The following is a 14972-nucleotide window of genomic DNA, read 5'->3' on the forward strand; positions in this document are numbered from 1 at the left end:
ATCACATTCAGAGCAGTTCAATTTTACTCAGAACTGCTATTTTTCTTGCTCTGAATCTGATACTTTCCTAAAGAATTGTATCAAAAGGAGTTTCTCTTTTTTTGCATCGCTAAAGCTTTTCTGAACCCCCGGCACAGCCGGGGGTTTTCTTGAACAAAAAGAGAGGGCTGGGCGCGCAGTGCGCCCCGCCCTCTCGGCCGAATGGGGATGTCCCTATTTCTTTTTTGCAAGGGCCTCTTTGGCCTTGACGACGATGTCTTTGGCGCGCAGCTCGAAGATGTCGAGCAGCTCGGCGGCGGGGCCGGACATGCCAAAGCGGTCGTAGATGCCCAGTTTCACCACCGGCACCGGGCACTCCTCGGTGACCACCTCGGCCACGGCGGAGCCCAGACCGCCGATGACGCTGTGCTCCTCGGCGGTGACGATGCAGCCGGTCTCACAGGCGGCCTTGGCGATGATGTCGCGATCGATGGGCTTGATGGTGTGGATGTTGATGACCCGGGCGCTGATCCCCTCGGCGGCCAGCATATCGGCGGCCTGCAGGGCCTCGGACACTTCCAGGCCGGTGGCAACGATGGTCAGGTCGCTGCCGTCTCTCAACTGCACGCCCTTGCCCAGCTCAAACTTGTAGTTGGGGTCGGTGTTGACCACCGGCACGGCCAGGCGCCCAAAGCGCAGGTAGACCGGGCCGTAGTAGTTGATGGCGGCCTCCACAGCGGCCTTGGCCTCCACGTCGTCGGCGGGGTTGATGACCACCATGCCGGGGATGGTGCGCATCAGGGCGATGTCCTCGTTGCACTGGTGGGTGGCGCCGTCCTCGCCCACGGTGATGCCGGCATGGGTGGCGCCGATCTTCACGTTCAGGTGGGGGTAGCCAACGGCATTGCGGACCTGTTCGTAGGCCCGGCCGGCGGCGAACATGGCAAAGGTGCTGGCAAAGGGGATCTTGCCGGTGGTGGCTAGGCCGGCGGCGATGCCCACCATGTTGGCCTCGGCGATGCCGCAGTCGATAAAGCGCTCGGGGTAGGCCTTTTTAAAGGTGCCGGTCTTGGTCGCGGCCGCCAGGTCGGCGTCCAGGACCACTACCTCGGGGTATTTCTCGGCCAGGTCGCGCAGCGCCTCGCCGTAGCTCTCACGAGTTGCCTTTTTCACTACATCTGCCATCTTCCTACGCCTCCACTTCCGCCAAAGTCGCCTTCAGCTCGTTCATTGCAATCTCAAACTGCTCTGCGTTGGGGGCAGCGCCGTGCCAAGACACGTTGTTCTCCATGAAGGAGACGCCTTTGCCCTTTACGCTCTTCTGGATGATGGCGACCGGTTTGTCGGTCACCTCTCTGGCCTCTTTGAAGGCCGCCTCGATCTGGTCGAAGTCGTGGCCGTCGATCTCGATGACATGCCAGTTGAAGGCGGCGAACTTCGCGCCGATGGGATAGGGGGAGCAGACCTCTTCCACGGTGCCGTCGATCTGCAGGTTGTTGTTGTCCACCACCACGGTGAGGTTGGTCAGCCCTTTGGCGCCGGCAAACATGGCGGCCTCCCAGATCTGGCCCTCCTGGATCTCGCCGTCGCCGCAGATGGCGTACACCCGGTAGCTCTCGCCGGAGAGCTTGGCCGACAGGGCCATGCCGCAGGCGACCGAGAGCCCCTGGCCCAGGGAGCCGGAGGACATGTCCACGCCGGGGGTCCCCTTCATGTCGGGGTGGCCCTGCAGCATGGCGTGGGGCTTGCGCAGCTTCAGCAGCTCTTCGTGGGGGAAGTACCCGCGCTCAGACAACGTGGCGTACAGCGCCGGAGCGGTGTGGCCCTTGGACAGCACCAGGCGGTCCCGATCGGCCTTCTTCGGGTCTTTCGGGTCGATGTTCATCTCCTTGAAATACAGATAAGTCATCGTGTCGGCGATGGAGAGAGAGCCACCCGGATGACCCGATTTTGCGTTGTAAACGGCCTCAACAGCGCCCATGCGGACTTTGCAAGCCTGCGCGGCAAGTTGCTTTTTTGTTGCCTGGTCCATAACGGTACCTCCTAAGTATTTTATCACTAGGGAGAGTTCTCCCCGTATTCTGGGCCCAGCCGGGCCCAGCTGCAAACGCCGGTTTGACGCGGCGATGGCATTTGAGAGAAAGCGGGTCTACAGGCGGCCGCAATTTTGCCGCAGGTAACCCAAGAACTCGGCGACGCCCCCCTCTAGGCAGCTGGCGCAGACCATGTCGGCGTGCACCTTGATGTCCTGCGGCGCGTCTGCCAGGGTGGCAGAGAAGTGTGCGGCCCGCAGCAGCTCGAGGTCGTTGTAATAGTCGCCGATGGCGGCGGTGGCGTCCTGGGGCAAGCCCAGATGATCGGCCAGAAAGTGGAGCGCCTCCCCCTTGTTGACCCCGTCGGCCATCACCTCTAAAAACTGGGGGGCCGTCTTGACAAAGTAGACGCCCGGGTGATGCTGGGATCGGAGAAAGGCCTCCAACCGCGCCATCTCCGCCGGGTCGATACAAAAGAGGACTTTATACCACGCTTGGGGGACGCTGTCCACATCCGTCACTATATATTCTAATCTATCTGTGCTGGTATGTCTATGGGCAAAGTGGTTATTTTTCGCGACATAAATTGTATCCGGGCACATGATCTCCGCCCCCAGATCGGGGAAGGCGGCGCAGGCGGCCCGCACCAGCTCCACCCCCAGGGCGTGGGGCAGACAGCGCTCACGGATGGCGCGGCCGCTCTGGTAGTCGTAGATGAGGGCCCCGTTGCAGAGGATGGCCGGGGCCGAGAGCTGGATGCGGTCGAGGTAGCGCCGGGCCGAGTCCTTGTGCCGGCCGGTGGCGACGGTAAAGTGGCCCCCCGCCTCGGAAAAGGCGCGGACTGCATCGACATTTTGCTGGGGCAGGCCGATGCCCGCCCGCAGCAGGGTCCCATCCATGTCGGAAACCACCAAAAAATCGCTGATCTGCTTACTCATAAATACCTCCGTAGCGGGTTGTCAGGGCCTGCAAAAAGGCGGTGAAATAGGGGGGCAGGTCGCTGGTAAATTCCAGATAGCGGCCGCTCTCCGGGTGGAGAAAGCCGATGGTGCGGGCGTGCAGACACTGGCCCTGCAGCCCCTTTTCCGGGTGCTTGGGGCCGTAGAGGGGGTCGCCGCAGACCGGGTGGCCGATCTGGGCCGTCTGCACCCGGATCTGGTGGGTCCTACCTGTAAAGAGCTCTAGCTTTACATAGGTGTAGGGGCCGTATCTCCCCTGCACCCAGAGTTCGGTCCGGGCCGTCCGCCCGCCCTGGGCCACCACCGCCATCTTCTTGCGCTCGACAGGGTGTCGGCCGATTTGGTTTTCCAGCACCAGATGGGGTCCTTTGATCCCCCCGTGCAGCACCGCCTCGTAGCGGCGCAGAAAACTGTGCGCCCGAATCTGCTCGGCCAGGATCTGGTGGGCCCTGTTGGTCTTTGCCACCAGCAGCAGACCGCTGGTGTCCCGGTCCAGCCGGTGGAGGATGCCGGGGCGAAGGGGCCCCCCCATGTCAGAGAGCCCTTCCCACCCGTAGCGGGCCAGCAGGGCGGAGGCCAGACTGTCCTCCTCCCGCCCGGCCCCGGGGTGGACCACCATCCCCTTGGGTTTGTTGACCACCGCCAGGCAGTCGTCCTCATAGAGGATCTCCAGCGGGATGGGGTTGGGGCGAAGGGTGAAGGGCACCTCCTCCTGCCGGCGCAAAACAAGCAGGTCTCCCTCCTGCAGCTTCTGCTTTTTGGAGAGAGGCCTGCCGTTGCAATCGACCTGCCCCGTTTCCAGGGCCCGTTTCACCTGGGAGCGGGAGAGCCCAGACCGGCGGCTGAGGAGCAGGTCCACCCGTTCCCCCAGATCCGCCGCCTGTACCGTGTACAAAAACTCCATGCCGTTCTCCCTCAGACGCGCTCCTCTTTGGGCGGTGTCTCGCCGCCGCCCGTCTCCCCTTCATCGGACAGAGCGGCCTCTTCCTGCGGGGCCTCCGCCAGACCGGCAGAAGGCTCCTGCGCGGCCCCGGTGGGCGCGGCGGACTCCCCTTCTGTCTCAATGGGCTTTTCCAGCTCGGGGACACTCTCTTTTTCCTGCAGGGCGGCTGCCCCCTCTTCTGCCGCGGGTGTGGATTCCTCTGCCGTCAAGTCGGCTTCTTCGGCGCTGACGGTGGGCTCCACTTCCCCTTGCGCCTCGGCGGCCAGGGGGAATACCAGTTCGGCGTCGGCGTCAATGGGCTCGGCCGGGCGGACGGGGGCGGTGGCCACCTCTTGGGCCGGCACTTCAGTCACCGCAGCGGTCTTTTTCTCCTTTTTCTGGGGGAAAAATGTCTTGTCAAAGAAGAGGATGTCCACCACCATCACTACAATGCCGCAGACCACCAGGCAGTCGGCAAAGTTGAAGACCGGGAAGTCGATGAACTGAAACTGCAGGTAGTCGATGACGCAGCCCCGGAAGATGCGGTCGATCAAATTTCCCAGGCCGCCCGCCATCACCACCAGCACGCAGCCGTTGAGCACCCTGTTTTGCAGGATGTTTTTGGTGAGCACAAAACAGCCAAAGACCAAAATCACCGTGGTGACGGCGATGAGGAGGGTGGTGCTCCCCTCCATCATCCCGAAGGCAGCGCCCCGGTTCTCCACATAGGTGAGCCCCAGCACATTGGGGATCACCTCGATCGGGCCAGACTGCTGTAAAAAGATGACCGCCGCCATCTTCAGCAGTTGGTCCGCCGCCACCAGCGCCAGGCAGGTGGCCAATATCGTCAACATTCCCATGGGGTCTACTCCTCCTGTGTGTCGTCTGAGCCGGCAAAAGGGGCCGCCGGAAGAACGGGCGCCCGCAGGCGATCTCTCCCAGCTGCCCCTCTGCCAAAAATAGTTGTCCGCGCTACAAGCGGGGGGACAGGCGCTCTTACTTCTCAGAGACGCCCCGCTCCCCCATCTCGAAATTCAAATCAAAACCGGTGTCAAAGAGTTCGGGGTTGATCTCCCCTGCCTTGACCGAAAAGCCCTCTTCCTCTGCCGGGGCGGCAGCGGCTTCGGGAGCGGCGGGCTGCTGCTCGGGCAGCGCCTCTTCCGCAGGCGCTTCGGCGGGGCCCTCCTCCACGGCGGGCTCTTCCGCCGGGATCTGGGAGATGACCTCGATGTGGTTGCGGTAGAGGGAGAGCAGCGCCCCCTTGAAGGAGGAGACCTCGGCCTTCATCCGCGCCAGTTCGTCCTGGTAGAAATGGATCTTGTCCTCTGACTTGGAGAGCATGCTCTCGGACTTGATGGTGGCGTCGCGCATGATGATGTCGGCCTTCTGGCGCGCCTCGGCAACCACCGAGGCCCCCAGCTTCTGGGCGCCCAGCAGGGCCGCCCGCAGGCTGTCCTCGTCCTTGCGGTAGTCCTCCAACTTGTCGGCCAGCAGCTCCAGCTTCTGCTCCAGATCCGCCTTCTCCGCCTCCAACTTCTCGACGGTGGCAATGACCTCGTCGATGAAATCGTCCACCGAGTCGGCCTTGTAGCCCTTCATCCCCGAGCGCTCAAAGGTCGCGTTCTTGATTTGCTCCAGTGTCAGCATCCTCTATCCTCCTACAAATACTTCTGTGCGGTGATGCCGAGGCGGCCCTTTTTGGTGGGCCCGCCCACGGCGGTCAATACAAATCTCCCCGCCTCGCGGACAGAGAGGACATCCCCCTCTTCCAGCGGTTCGGAGGGGGAGAGCACCTCCCGGTGGTTGAGCTGCACCTGGCCGGCCTGCACCAGCTGGGTACAGCGGCCCCGGCTCTGGCGCAACAGAACGCCGAGCACCCCGTCCAGCCGCAGGGAGGCCACCGTCCCCCCGATCTCCTCAAAGCGCTGGGGGGGCACCCGGTCCAGGCCCCCCTCTTCCACGCGCACCCCGACGCGCCCCACCTTTTTGATTTCCAGTGCCAGGGGGGCGGCGTTTTGGTGCAGAAAGGCCACCGCTTCGCCCTCGCCCACAAAGATGTCCCCCACCAGCCGGCGCTCGATCTCCAGCGAGAGAAGGGCGCCCAAAAAGTCCCGGTGGGTGAGTACATCCTGTTTGCGGTAGAGAAAGCGCAAGGGTCGGATGGGAAAGCACCCCTCCCCGATGGGCGGGCCGCCGCTGATTGCCAGCACCGCCCGGCGGCATTCAGGGTGGCCGCCGAAAAAGCGGTGCTCCACCTCGGTGTGGGCGACGAGCATGGGGGCGCAGAGCAGCCGCTGCCGCTCGTCGAGAAAGTAGGTGCTCTTACAGGCGCTGCGGCTGTAGCAGCTCTCCATCATTTCTTCCACGCCCCGCAGAAAGAGGCGTTCGCCCTCGTCTGCGGGCAAAACAGCGCGCACCTCTTTAGAAGAAGATGCCGTTGTTTTCCAGCTCGTCCATCAAATCGCCCACCAGGTCCACGTTGTAGGGGGTGATGATGAAGGTGCTGTTGGCGACCCGCTGGATCTGGCCGTTGTTGGCGTAGGCCACCCCGCTGAGAAAGTCCACTAGCCGGCGGGAGATGTCTTTGTTGGTCCCCTCCAGGTTGAGGACCACCGTCCGCTTGGCGTTGAGGTGGTCGGCCACGGCGGAGGCGTCTTCAAATTTCTCGGGTTTGACCAACACCACCTGCAGCTGGGCGGTGGTGTTGATGTTTACTACCTTGTTGCGCTTGGACGCCACTTCATCGTATCCCACGACCGTCGTCTCCTCCTGTTTCTTGGCAGAGGGGGTACCGCTCAGGAAATCCACCTCGCCGGTGCCCTCAAAATCTTCCTCATATCCCTCTTCGTCGGAGTCCATCCCCATGAAGTCTTTAAACTTGTCGACCAAACCCATTGTCCTGTTTCCTCCTAAACTTGCGATTGCCGCTCTCCAAAGAGGATGCTGCCCAGGCGCACCTGGGTGCTCCCGCAGGAGACGGCTGTTTCAAAATCGCCGGACATGCCCAGCGAAAGAGTTTCCATAAAGACATTATCTAATTTTTTGTGCTTTATGTCAATAAATAGTTTCTCCATCTCCCGAAAATAGGGGGCGGCGCCCTCTCCCTCGGCGGCGGGGGGGATGGCCATCAGCCCGGCGATGCGCACCCCCGGCAGGGCGGCGATTTGGGGCAGGACCCCTTCCAGCTCCTCTTTGGCAAAGCCGGACTTGCTGGCCTCGCCGCCGATGTTGACCTCCAGCAGGATGTCCATCCGCCGGCCGATGGCGGCGCAGCGGCGGCCGATCTCCTCGGCCAGGGCCAGGGAGTCCACGCTCTCGATGCGGTCCACCTTGTCGGCGATGTACTTGACCTTGTTGCGCTGCAGGTGGCCGATAAAGGCGATTTTCAGCCCCTCTTTGTGGTAGCTGTCGTACTTGTCCAAAAACTCCTGCACCCGGTTTTCGCCGATGAGGGAGACACCGCTGTCGATGAACTGGTTGACCCGCTCGGCCGGCACCGTCTTGGTGACGGCCATCAGCGCCACCTCGCCGCCGCTGCGCCCGGCGGCCTGGGCCGCTCGGTCGATGCGGCCGCGAATGTCCCGCAGGATGCGCGCGGCATCAGAGATATTTTCCATCGTAAAGGTCCTTCCCTTCCACAAACACTTCGTCGTAGAGCTCCAGGTAGCGGACGGTGGTCTCCTCCCCTGTCTCCTCGTTTTTGACCGTCTCCTCAGGGGTGGCGACCTGCTCTACCAGCAGGTAGTCCCCCTCTTCCACCAACACGTTGACCTGCTTGAAGCGAACGGTGCCGCCGTCCTTCACGTAGACGCCCTTGACCCCGTTTTCCACCCGCAGGGCCCGGGCGGGCACCCGCAGGCCGCTGAGCTGCTTGTTGCTCAGGCGGATGTTCTGGATGCGCAGGTTGACCAAGTCCTTGGTGATGTAGTCGCAGCGCAGCACCACCAGGCTCTTTCCCCCCTCGCCGGAGGTGATGCGCTCCACCACCACCGGCACCTCCTCGTTGTAGGCGCCCAGGAACTCCACGTAGAGGGTGGCCCCCTCCTTGACCCAGCGCAGCTTTTCGTCGGGGAGGACGCAGGCCACGTACCAGTCAAAGTCCTTGACCAACTTTCCCAGGGGGTTGCCCTCCACGGCAGCCGGCTGGCTCTTGCCGTCGAGAATATCCTGTACCTGGGCGGCGGTCATCCCCTCCAGGGCCTGGGGGGTGAGCACCTCTTCGTACCCGTCCACCGCACTGGAAAAATAGCCGGAGGCGGGGGCGTACTCGTAGGAGACCTTGCCCCCCAACTGGCCGTTGAGGCTGTCGATCTGGCCCTGCAAGGCGCTCATCTGGGCGGTGTAGTCGACCGCCTGGCCGGTGGCCGCCTGCCGGCGGCTGATTTGGGCCAGCAGCTGGTTTTTGTAGTCGGCGCTCTTGGCGTAGCTACCGCTTTGGAACTCCCCCTCCATCTGGGCGATGGTCTTGCCGATCTGGGTGCCCAGGGCCGAGGGGTCGGTCACCGAGGTGGAGAGGGTGCTGGACTCCTTGAGCATGTCTAGCTCCTTTTGCAGGGCGCGCACCTTGCTCACCAGGGCCGAATCGCTCTCGCTGGCGTAGACCTCGGAGATCAGCTCCCCCCCCGAGACCTTGGAGCCGTCGGTGAGGGAGTAGTTGAAGTAGCCCTCCTGGCTGGCGCGGAGGACCTGTGCATCCCGAATGGCCAGCCCCTTGGTGGTGGCGGACGAGCTCATCACATAGCTGACGGCCACCTCGGTCTTGTTGCGGTTGAAGTAGATCTGAAAGGCCTGCACCCCCACGTAGAGGATGAGCAGCAGACAGAGGCCGGCGATTCCCAGCCATTTGAGCACCTTTTTCAATACGTTGCCCCTCCCTTTCTCCCCCGGTCAGTCCCCCAGGTGGCGGCGGGCGATCTCCAGCGCCCGCTGAAATATCTCTTCGTCGGTGGTCTGCTCCCCCGCGTCAATCCAGTGGATGGACCGGTTTCGCCGAAACCAGGTCAGCTGCCGTTTGGCGTAGTTGCGGGTGCGCTTTTTCAGATTCTCCAGCCCCTCTTCCAGGGTGCAGTTGCCCTCGAAATAGTCGGCCAACTCCTTGTAGCCAATGGCCTGTTGGGCCGTCTGGTACTCCCGCCGCTCGGTGTAAAAGGCCAGCGCCTCGGAGATGAGGCCCTGCTCCACCATACGGTCCACCCGCCGGTTGATGCGGTTGTAGAGCAGTTCCCGGTCGCTGTACTCGATACCCAGGTAGCAGGCGTCGTAGAGCTTGGGCGCGGCGGCAGCCCGCCTTTGCAGTTCGCTCATCTTCTGGCCGGTGACCTCCATGGTCTCCAGGGCCCTCAGCACCCGGCCGGTGTTGTTCTGGTGGAGCTTTTCAGCCAGCTCCGGGTCCAGGGCGGCCAGCTTGCGGTACATCTCCTCCGGCCCCCGGCAGGCCAGTTCCTTTTGCAGCCGGGCCCGCACCTCCTCGTCCACCCCCGCGTCGTCAAAGCAGAGGTTGCCCACCAGGGCGTCCACATAGAGGCCGGTCCCCCCGGCCACGATGGGCAGGCGGCCCCGCTCGGCGATGCCGGCGATGATCCGCTTGGCGTCCACCACATAGTCGGCCACGCTGTAACGGCGGGTGGGGGGGACAAAGTCGATGAGGTGGTGGGGCACCCCCTCCATCTCCTCCGGGGTGGGCTTGGCGGTGGCGATGTCCATCCCGGTGTATATCTGCATGGAATCGGCAGAGACGATCTCCCCGTCGAGGGCTTTGGCCAGTTTGACCGCCAGCGCCGATTTGCCCGACGCCGTCGGCCCCACCACGGCCAAAATCTTCAGCGGCTTCTCCAACTCAAATCACAGCCTTCCAAATAATTTCTCGATGTCCTTCTTGGTCTGCTCGATGACGATCGGCCTGCCGTGGGGGCAGTACTTGACGATGTCGTAGCGGTAGATGTCCTCCATCAGCTGCTGCAGCTCGTACTGGGTGGAGCGGTTCCCCCCCTTGATGGCCGCCCGGCAGGCGATGGAGTTGAAGAGCCAGTCGATGTGGGAGGCGCTGACCTCCTGCTCGCCCTTAGCCAGGTTGGAGGCCACCTCCTCAAAGATGCCGGCGATGTCGCAGTTTTGGAGGAAGGAGGGGATCTCCCGCACCACCATGGCGCTGACCCCCAGCTCCTCGGCGATGAAGCCGGCGTTTTGCAGCAGTTCCCGGTGCTCGAGCACGGCGCTGATCTCCTCCGGCGCCAGAGTCACGGCCACCGGCTCTAAGAGGATCTGGCGGGCGATCTGCCGGTACTCCCGCTTGAGCCGCTCAAAGAGGATGCGCTCGTGGGCGGCGTGCTTGTCCACGAGGAAGAAGCGGTCCTCGGTGCAGGCGAGGATGTAGGTGTGAAAGAGCTCCCCCACCACGGTGGGCACCTCTCCTTCGACCCCGCCCGCCGAGGGGGCCGCCCACTGCAGCTGCCCGTCCTCCTCCGCCGCGGGTTCGGCGGGGGCGCTGGGGACGGCGGGGCGGGGCGACGCCGCCTGATGAGGGGCGGATCCGGGTCGGCAATCCGCCCCGGCAGAGAAAACGCCGCTCGGGCGGGAGGGCTGCTGTGAGACCGCTTTGAGCACAGGCCTCTCCGCGGCCGATTCGGGGCGCTCCCTCTGTGCTGCGGCGCGCAGGGTGGCGCTGCGGCGCAGCAGGTCGGCGGCAGCGCCGCTCACCCCAATGCCGTAGCGGCCGTCCGGGGTGCGGGGGGCGGCGGTGGGGCTGTGCAACTCCCCCGTGCCCCGCACGGCGCTCCCCCCGGTGGAGGGGGCCGCAGGGCGCCAGCCGCCGGGCCCCTTCTCCAGCGGCAGCGGCTGTTCCGCCGCTGCCTTGGCCTGGGCCGGCGAAAGGGCCGCCGTCTGGTCGGAAAAGTTGAGGATGGCACTCTTGGCGGCGGTGTAGACGGCGCGGAAGACGTCGTTTTCAGCGGCGAAGCGCACCTCGATCTTGGCCGGGTGGACGTTGACGTCCACCAGCTCGTTCGGCATCTCGATAAAGAGGAAGCAGGCGGGGAATTTGCCCGCCATCAGCACATTTTTATAGCCCTGTTCCAGGGCGGCCATCCCGGTCTTGGTCTTGACAAACCGGCCGTTGACGTAGAAGTGCTGCAGGGTGCGGTTGGACTTGGCGTACTGGGGCTTGGAGATGTAGCCGCTCACCCGGTAGGGCGGGGCCTCGTGGCTCACCTCGATGAGGTTGTCGGCCACCGACCTGCCGAAGAGTTCGCGGACGGCGTCCTTCAGCCGGCCGGTGCCGGGGGTGTGCAGCTTGTCCACCCCATCGCGGATAAAGCGGAAGGAGATCTGCGGGTGGGAGAGGGCGGTCTTCTGCACCACCGACTCCACCGCGTTGCCCTCGGTGACGTTCTTCTTTAAAAACTTCATCCGCGCCGGGGTGTTGTAGAAGATGTCTCGGGCGATGATGGTGGTGCCCTGGGGGCAGCCGGCGTCTTCGCACTCGCCCCCCACCCCGCCCTCGATGCAGTAGCGGGTGCCCAGTTGGCTGTCGGGGGTGCGGGTCAAGAGTTCCACCCGGCAGACCGCGGCGATGGCGGCCAACGCCTCGCCCCGGAAGCCCAGGGTGCCGATGTGGCTCAGATCCTCCTCGCAGGCGATCTTGCTGGTGGCGTGGCGGAGGAAGGCGGTGGGCACATCCTCCCTGCCGATGCCGCCGCCGTTGTCGGTGATGCGGATGAGGCGGATGCCCCCCTCCCCGATTTCCACCGTGATGGCGTTTGCCCCGGCGTCAATGGCGTTTTCGATGAGCTCTTTGACAATGGACGACGGGCGCTCCACCACCTCCCCGGCGGCGATGAGCTCTGCCACGTGGCCCTGCAACAGGTTGATCTTCTGGCCCACAGGCCCTCCCTCCTCTTCTCTTCAAAATTCTCTTCCCGGCGGCCCCTACTCCCTGGCGATCTTGACCAGCTCGTACAGGAAGTTGAGGGCCTCGATGGGGGTATAGGCGTTGGGGTCGATTTTCCGGACCTTCTGCACCAGGGCGCTCTCCACCGCCGAGGAGAAGAGGTCGGGCACCGCCTCCTCCCGCGGGGCGGCCGGAGCTGCGGCCTGGGGGGCCTGCGCCTCCAGCGAAGCCAAGATCTCCTTGGCCCGCTCCACCACCGCGCCGGTCACCCCTGCCAGCTTGGCCACCTCGATGCCGTAGCTCTCGTCGGCCCCGCCAGGGATGATCCGCCGCAGGAAGGTGATGTCGTCCCCCCGCTTCTTCACGGCGATGTTGTAGTTTTTCACGTTGGGCAGGGCATTCTCTACCTCGGTGAGTTCGTGGTAGTGGGTGGCAAAGAGGGTCTTGGCCCCCAGCTTTTTGGGGTCGGCGATGTACTCGATCACCGCCCGGGCGATGCTCATCCCGTCAAAGGTGGAGGTGCCGCGGCCGATTTCGTCCAGGATCAAGAGGCTCTGTTTGGTGGCGTTGTCCAGTATGTAGGCCACCTCGCTCATCTCCACCATAAAGGTGGACTTGCCCGCCGACAGGTCGTCGGAGGCGCCTACCCGGGTGAAGACCGCGTCCACGACGCCGATCTCCGCCGCCGAGGCGGGGACAAAGCAGCCCACCTGGGCCATGAGGGTGATGAGGGCCACCTGCCGCATGTAGGTGGACTTGCCGGCCATGTTGGGGCCGGTGATGATGGCCACCAGGTTTTCCCGCCCGTCGAGCAGGGTGTCGTTGGGGACAAAGGGCACGTCTTTTTGCAGCTGTTCCACCACCGGGTGGCGGCCGTCCTTGATTTGGATGCGGCTGCCGCCGGTCATCTGGGGCCGGCAGTAGCCGTTGCGGGCGGACACCTCGGCAAAGGAGCAGAAGACGTCCAGCCGGGCCAGGGCCTTGGCGGTGGTCTCCACCTCCTCGATGCGGGCGGCGATCTCCTTGCAGACGCCGTCGTAGAGGGTGCGCTCCAGGGCGATGATGCTGTCGTTTGCGCCCAGGATGCGGTTTTCCAACTCCTTGAGCTCCTGGGTGATATAGCGCTCGCAGTTGACCAGGGTCTGCTTGCGGATAAAGCCGTCCGGCACCAGTTCGGTCTGGGACTTGCTGACCTCGATGAAGTAGCCGAACACCTTGTTGAAGCCGATTTTCAGATTGCGGATGCCGGTCTCCTCTTTCAGGCGGGCCTCCATCTGCATGAGGATGTCCTTGCTGTTTTCAATTAGGTCCCGCAGCTCGTCCACCTCGGCGTTGTAGCCCCGCTTGATGACCCGGCCGTCCTTGAGGGTCACCGGCGGGTCGTCCTCGATGGCCCGGTCCACCAGCTCCTTGATTTCGGGCAGTTCGCTGATTTGCAGGTGGCACTCCACCAGGGCGCTGCTGTGCCGTTCGGCCAGCAGGTCCCGGACAGGGGGGAGTTGCTGTGCTGTAAAGGAGAGCGCCTTTACCTCTTTGGGGGAGGCACTGCCGTAGACGATGCGGGACATCAGCCGCTCCACATCGGCGATGTGGGAGAGGTGCTCGGCGATGTCGGCGCGCGCCGAGGGCTGGTCCACCAGCTCCTCCACCGCGTCCAGCCGCTTTTCGATGTGGACGATGTTTTGCAGCGGCTGTTCCAGGTAGCTGCGGATGAGGCGCTTGCCCATGGCGGTGTGGGTGCGGTCGAGCACCCAGAGCAGGCTGCCCTTCTTCTCCCCCCGGCGCATGGTCTCGGTGAGTTCCAGGTTGCGGCGGGTGTTGATGTCCAGGTTCATGTACTGCTCACAGCGGTAAAAGTCCAGCTCCCGGATGCGGGAGACCCCTTTTTGCTGGGTGTGGTCCAGGTAGTGCAGCAGGATGGAGAGGGCCAGGACGCACTCTTCCCTGTCCTCGAGCTGCAAGTCGGAGAGGGCGATGGCGTCAAACTGGGCGAGGATGCGGGCCTCGTTCTCCTCTCTGCCGAACTGGTCGCCCACCAGCTTGACCGCCCGGCAGCCGATGGCCTCCTTCACGGCCTCCAGGTGGTATTTCAGTTGGAGGGAGTTTTGGCAGAGGAGGATCTCGCTGGGGGAGAATTTTCCCAGCTGGTCCACCAGCTTCTGGCGGACATCCCGCCCCCGCAGTTCGGTCACCAGACACTCGCCGGTGGAGACGTCGGCAAAGCAGACCCCGCAGCGGTTTTTCCCGGTGGCCACGGCGCAGAGGTAGTTGTTCTTCCCCTCTTCCAGCATCCCGCCCTCCAGCAGGGTGCCGGGGGTGTAGATGCGAATGACCTCCCGCTCCACCAGATTGGGGCCCTTGGTGGGCTCGCTCATCTGCTCGCAGACGGCCACGTTGTACCCCTTTTTCAGCAGCCGCTGAATATAGGCCTCGCAGCTGTGGTAGGGCACGCCGCACATGGGGGCGCGCTCCTCCTGGCCGCAGTCGCGGCCGGTGAGGGTCAGTTCCAGCTCTTTGGAGACCTTGATGGCGTCGTCAAAGAACATCTCGTAGAAGTCGCCCAGGCGAAAAAAGAGGATCTCGTCCTTGTGCTGCTCCTTGATGTCCATGTACTGCTGCATCATCGGTGACAGTGGTGCCATTTTTTACCTCTCCATCCAATCAAAGTGTGCGAAAGAAAAAGGGGCGGCGCGGTCTCTCCCGCCGGGGAGAGGCCGCCCGCCGCGCCCCGCTTACTGCCCGCAGCCGGAGCAGGAGGAGCAGTTGCCGCCACAGCCGGCGGCGCTCACGTCGATCTCGTCGGGGTCCTCGCCGTTGATGGCCATCATCAAGATGTTGGTGATCTGGTTGGCCAGCTTGTCCACCTCGTCCTTGGCGGCGCTGAAGGCCAGCATGTGGGGGTTTTTCATGATTTCGGTGTAGAGGGTGCGCATCTCGGCGTTGAGCTGGTCGATGCGGGCTTTGTCCTTCTCGCTCTTGCTCATCTCGGCGTTGAGGTTCATCCGCACCAGGTTGAACTTGCCGATGGCAGCCCCCAGCTCCTTGTCCTCGTCGTTTTGCTGCTGGGCCAACTGCAGGGCCAGGTAGCGCTCGTCCTTCTGAATTTCCTTGGCCAGTTCTCTGGCCTGTGCGATAATATCCATTTTCAAATCCTCCCCATTCTCCCCCGCACCCTTTGGCAGGCTTCGGGGGGA

The 14972-nt window shown here is 63.7% G+C and carries 14 protein-coding genes; all 14 read right to left on the minus strand.

From position 1 onward, the window contains the following. Nucleotides 1–213: 213 nt before the first annotated feature. The 14 genes from GT748_RS11490 to GT748_RS11555 all read right to left on the minus strand — a co-directional run bounded on the left by GT748_RS11490 (nt 214) and on the right by GT748_RS11555 (nt 14921). Entirely contained in the window at nt 214–1164 is a 951-nt protein-coding gene (locus tag GT748_RS11490; RefSeq protein ID WP_021659267.1) for a transketolase family protein, read from the minus strand. Between the two features lie 4 nt (nt 1165–1168). Then, nucleotides 1169–2011, minus strand: coding sequence for a transketolase (locus tag GT748_RS11495; RefSeq protein ID WP_021659268.1), 843 nt, complete (start codon nt 2009–2011; stop codon nt 1169–1171). A gap of 117 nt (nt 2012–2128) precedes the next feature. Continuing rightward, nucleotides 2129–2950 (minus strand): Cof-type HAD-IIB family hydrolase, encoded by an 822-nt coding sequence (locus tag GT748_RS11500; protein WP_161213300.1) that lies wholly within the window; start codon nt 2948–2950, stop codon nt 2129–2131. After that, a complete protein-coding gene (locus GT748_RS11505) occupies nt 2943–3875 on the minus strand; it encodes an RluA family pseudouridine synthase (protein ID WP_021659270.1) in 933 nt (310 codons plus the stop codon). The genes GT748_RS11500 and GT748_RS11505 overlap by 8 nt, the downstream gene beginning before the upstream one ends. An 11-nt stretch (nt 3876–3886) precedes the next feature. Continuing rightward, on the minus strand, nt 3887–4753 hold the full coding sequence (lspA, locus tag GT748_RS11510; protein WP_021659271.1) for a signal peptidase II: 867 nt from the start codon (nt 4751–4753) through the stop codon (nt 3887–3889). A gap of 136 nt (nt 4754–4889) precedes the next feature. Then, nucleotides 4890–5540: a DivIVA domain-containing protein gene (locus tag GT748_RS11515; protein WP_021659272.1), complete on the minus strand. Its 651-nt coding sequence runs from the start codon at nt 5538–5540 to the stop codon at nt 4890–4892. A gap of 11 nt (nt 5541–5551) precedes the next feature. After that, a complete protein-coding gene (locus GT748_RS11520; protein WP_052537634.1) occupies nt 5552–6298 on the minus strand; it encodes a YlmH/Sll1252 family protein in 747 nt (248 codons plus the stop codon). 16 nt (nt 6299–6314) lie between these two features. Further along, a complete protein-coding gene (locus tag GT748_RS11525) occupies nt 6315–6788 on the minus strand; it encodes a cell division protein SepF (RefSeq protein WP_021659274.1) in 474 nt (157 codons plus the stop codon). A gap of 14 nt (nt 6789–6802) precedes the next feature. Beyond that, entirely contained in the window at nt 6803–7510 is a 708-nt protein-coding gene (locus GT748_RS11530) for a YggS family pyridoxal phosphate-dependent enzyme (protein WP_021659275.1), read from the minus strand. After that, nucleotides 7494–8744 carry an HlyD family efflux transporter periplasmic adaptor subunit gene (locus GT748_RS11535; RefSeq protein ID WP_244273525.1) on the minus strand — a complete coding sequence of 417 codons (1251 nt, stop codon included), beginning with the start codon at nt 8742–8744 and terminating at the stop codon, nt 7494–7496. Before GT748_RS11535 ends, GT748_RS11530 begins: the two co-directional genes overlap by 17 nt. A gap of 36 nt (nt 8745–8780) precedes the next feature. Continuing rightward, entirely contained in the window at nt 8781–9728 is a 948-nt protein-coding gene (gene miaA, locus GT748_RS11540) for a tRNA (adenosine(37)-N6)-dimethylallyltransferase MiaA (RefSeq protein WP_021659277.1), read from the minus strand. A 6-nt stretch (nt 9729–9734) separates the two neighbouring features. After that, nucleotides 9735–11771 (minus strand): DNA mismatch repair endonuclease MutL, encoded by a 2037-nt coding sequence (mutL, locus tag GT748_RS11545; RefSeq protein WP_083546602.1) that lies wholly within the window; start codon nt 11769–11771, stop codon nt 9735–9737. Between the two features lie 45 nt (nt 11772–11816). Beyond that, nucleotides 11817–14420 carry a DNA mismatch repair protein MutS gene (gene mutS / locus GT748_RS11550; RefSeq protein ID WP_044992087.1) on the minus strand — a complete coding sequence of 868 codons (2604 nt, stop codon included), beginning with the start codon at nt 14418–14420 and terminating at the stop codon, nt 11817–11819. 90 nt (nt 14421–14510) lie between these two features. Further along, nucleotides 14511–14921, minus strand: coding sequence for a YlbF family regulator (locus tag GT748_RS11555; RefSeq protein ID WP_021658643.1), 411 nt, complete (start codon nt 14919–14921; stop codon nt 14511–14513). Nucleotides 14922–14972: the final 51 nt, after the last annotated feature.

It is taken from the genome of Bittarella massiliensis (ex Durand et al. 2017) (assembly GCF_009876955.1).
Classification (GTDB): domain Bacteria; phylum Bacillota; class Clostridia; order Oscillospirales; family Ruminococcaceae; genus Bittarella; species Bittarella massiliensis.

Coding starts and splice junctions, on each gene's coding strand:
- GT748_RS11490 (WP_021659267.1), bottom strand. CDS start 1,164: ATGGCAGATGTAGTGAAAAAGGCAACTCGTGAGAGCTACGGCGAGGCG.
- GT748_RS11505 (WP_021659270.1), bottom strand. CDS start 3,875: ATGGAGTTTTTGTACACGGTACAGGCGGCGGATCTGGGGGAACGGGTG.
- lspA (WP_021659271.1), bottom strand. CDS start 4,753: ATGGGAATGTTGACGATATTGGCCACCTGCCTGGCGCTGGTGGCGGCG.
- GT748_RS11500 (WP_161213300.1), bottom strand. CDS start 2,950: ATGAGTAAGCAGATCAGCGATTTTTTGGTGGTTTCCGACATGGATGGG.
- GT748_RS11530 (WP_021659275.1), bottom strand. CDS start 7,510: ATGGAAAATATCTCTGATGCCGCGCGCATCCTGCGGGACATTCGCGGC.
- GT748_RS11515 (WP_021659272.1), bottom strand. CDS start 5,540: ATGCTGACACTGGAGCAAATCAAGAACGCGACCTTTGAGCGCTCGGGG.
- GT748_RS11495 (WP_021659268.1), bottom strand. CDS start 2,011: ATGGACCAGGCAACAAAAAAGCAACTTGCCGCGCAGGCTTGCAAAGTC.
- mutS (WP_044992087.1), bottom strand. CDS start 14,420: ATGGCACCACTGTCACCGATGATGCAGCAGTACATGGACATCAAGGAG.
- GT748_RS11525 (WP_021659274.1), bottom strand. CDS start 6,788: ATGGGTTTGGTCGACAAGTTTAAAGACTTCATGGGGATGGACTCCGAC.
- GT748_RS11555 (WP_021658643.1), bottom strand. CDS start 14,921: ATGGATATTATCGCACAGGCCAGAGAACTGGCCAAGGAAATTCAGAAG.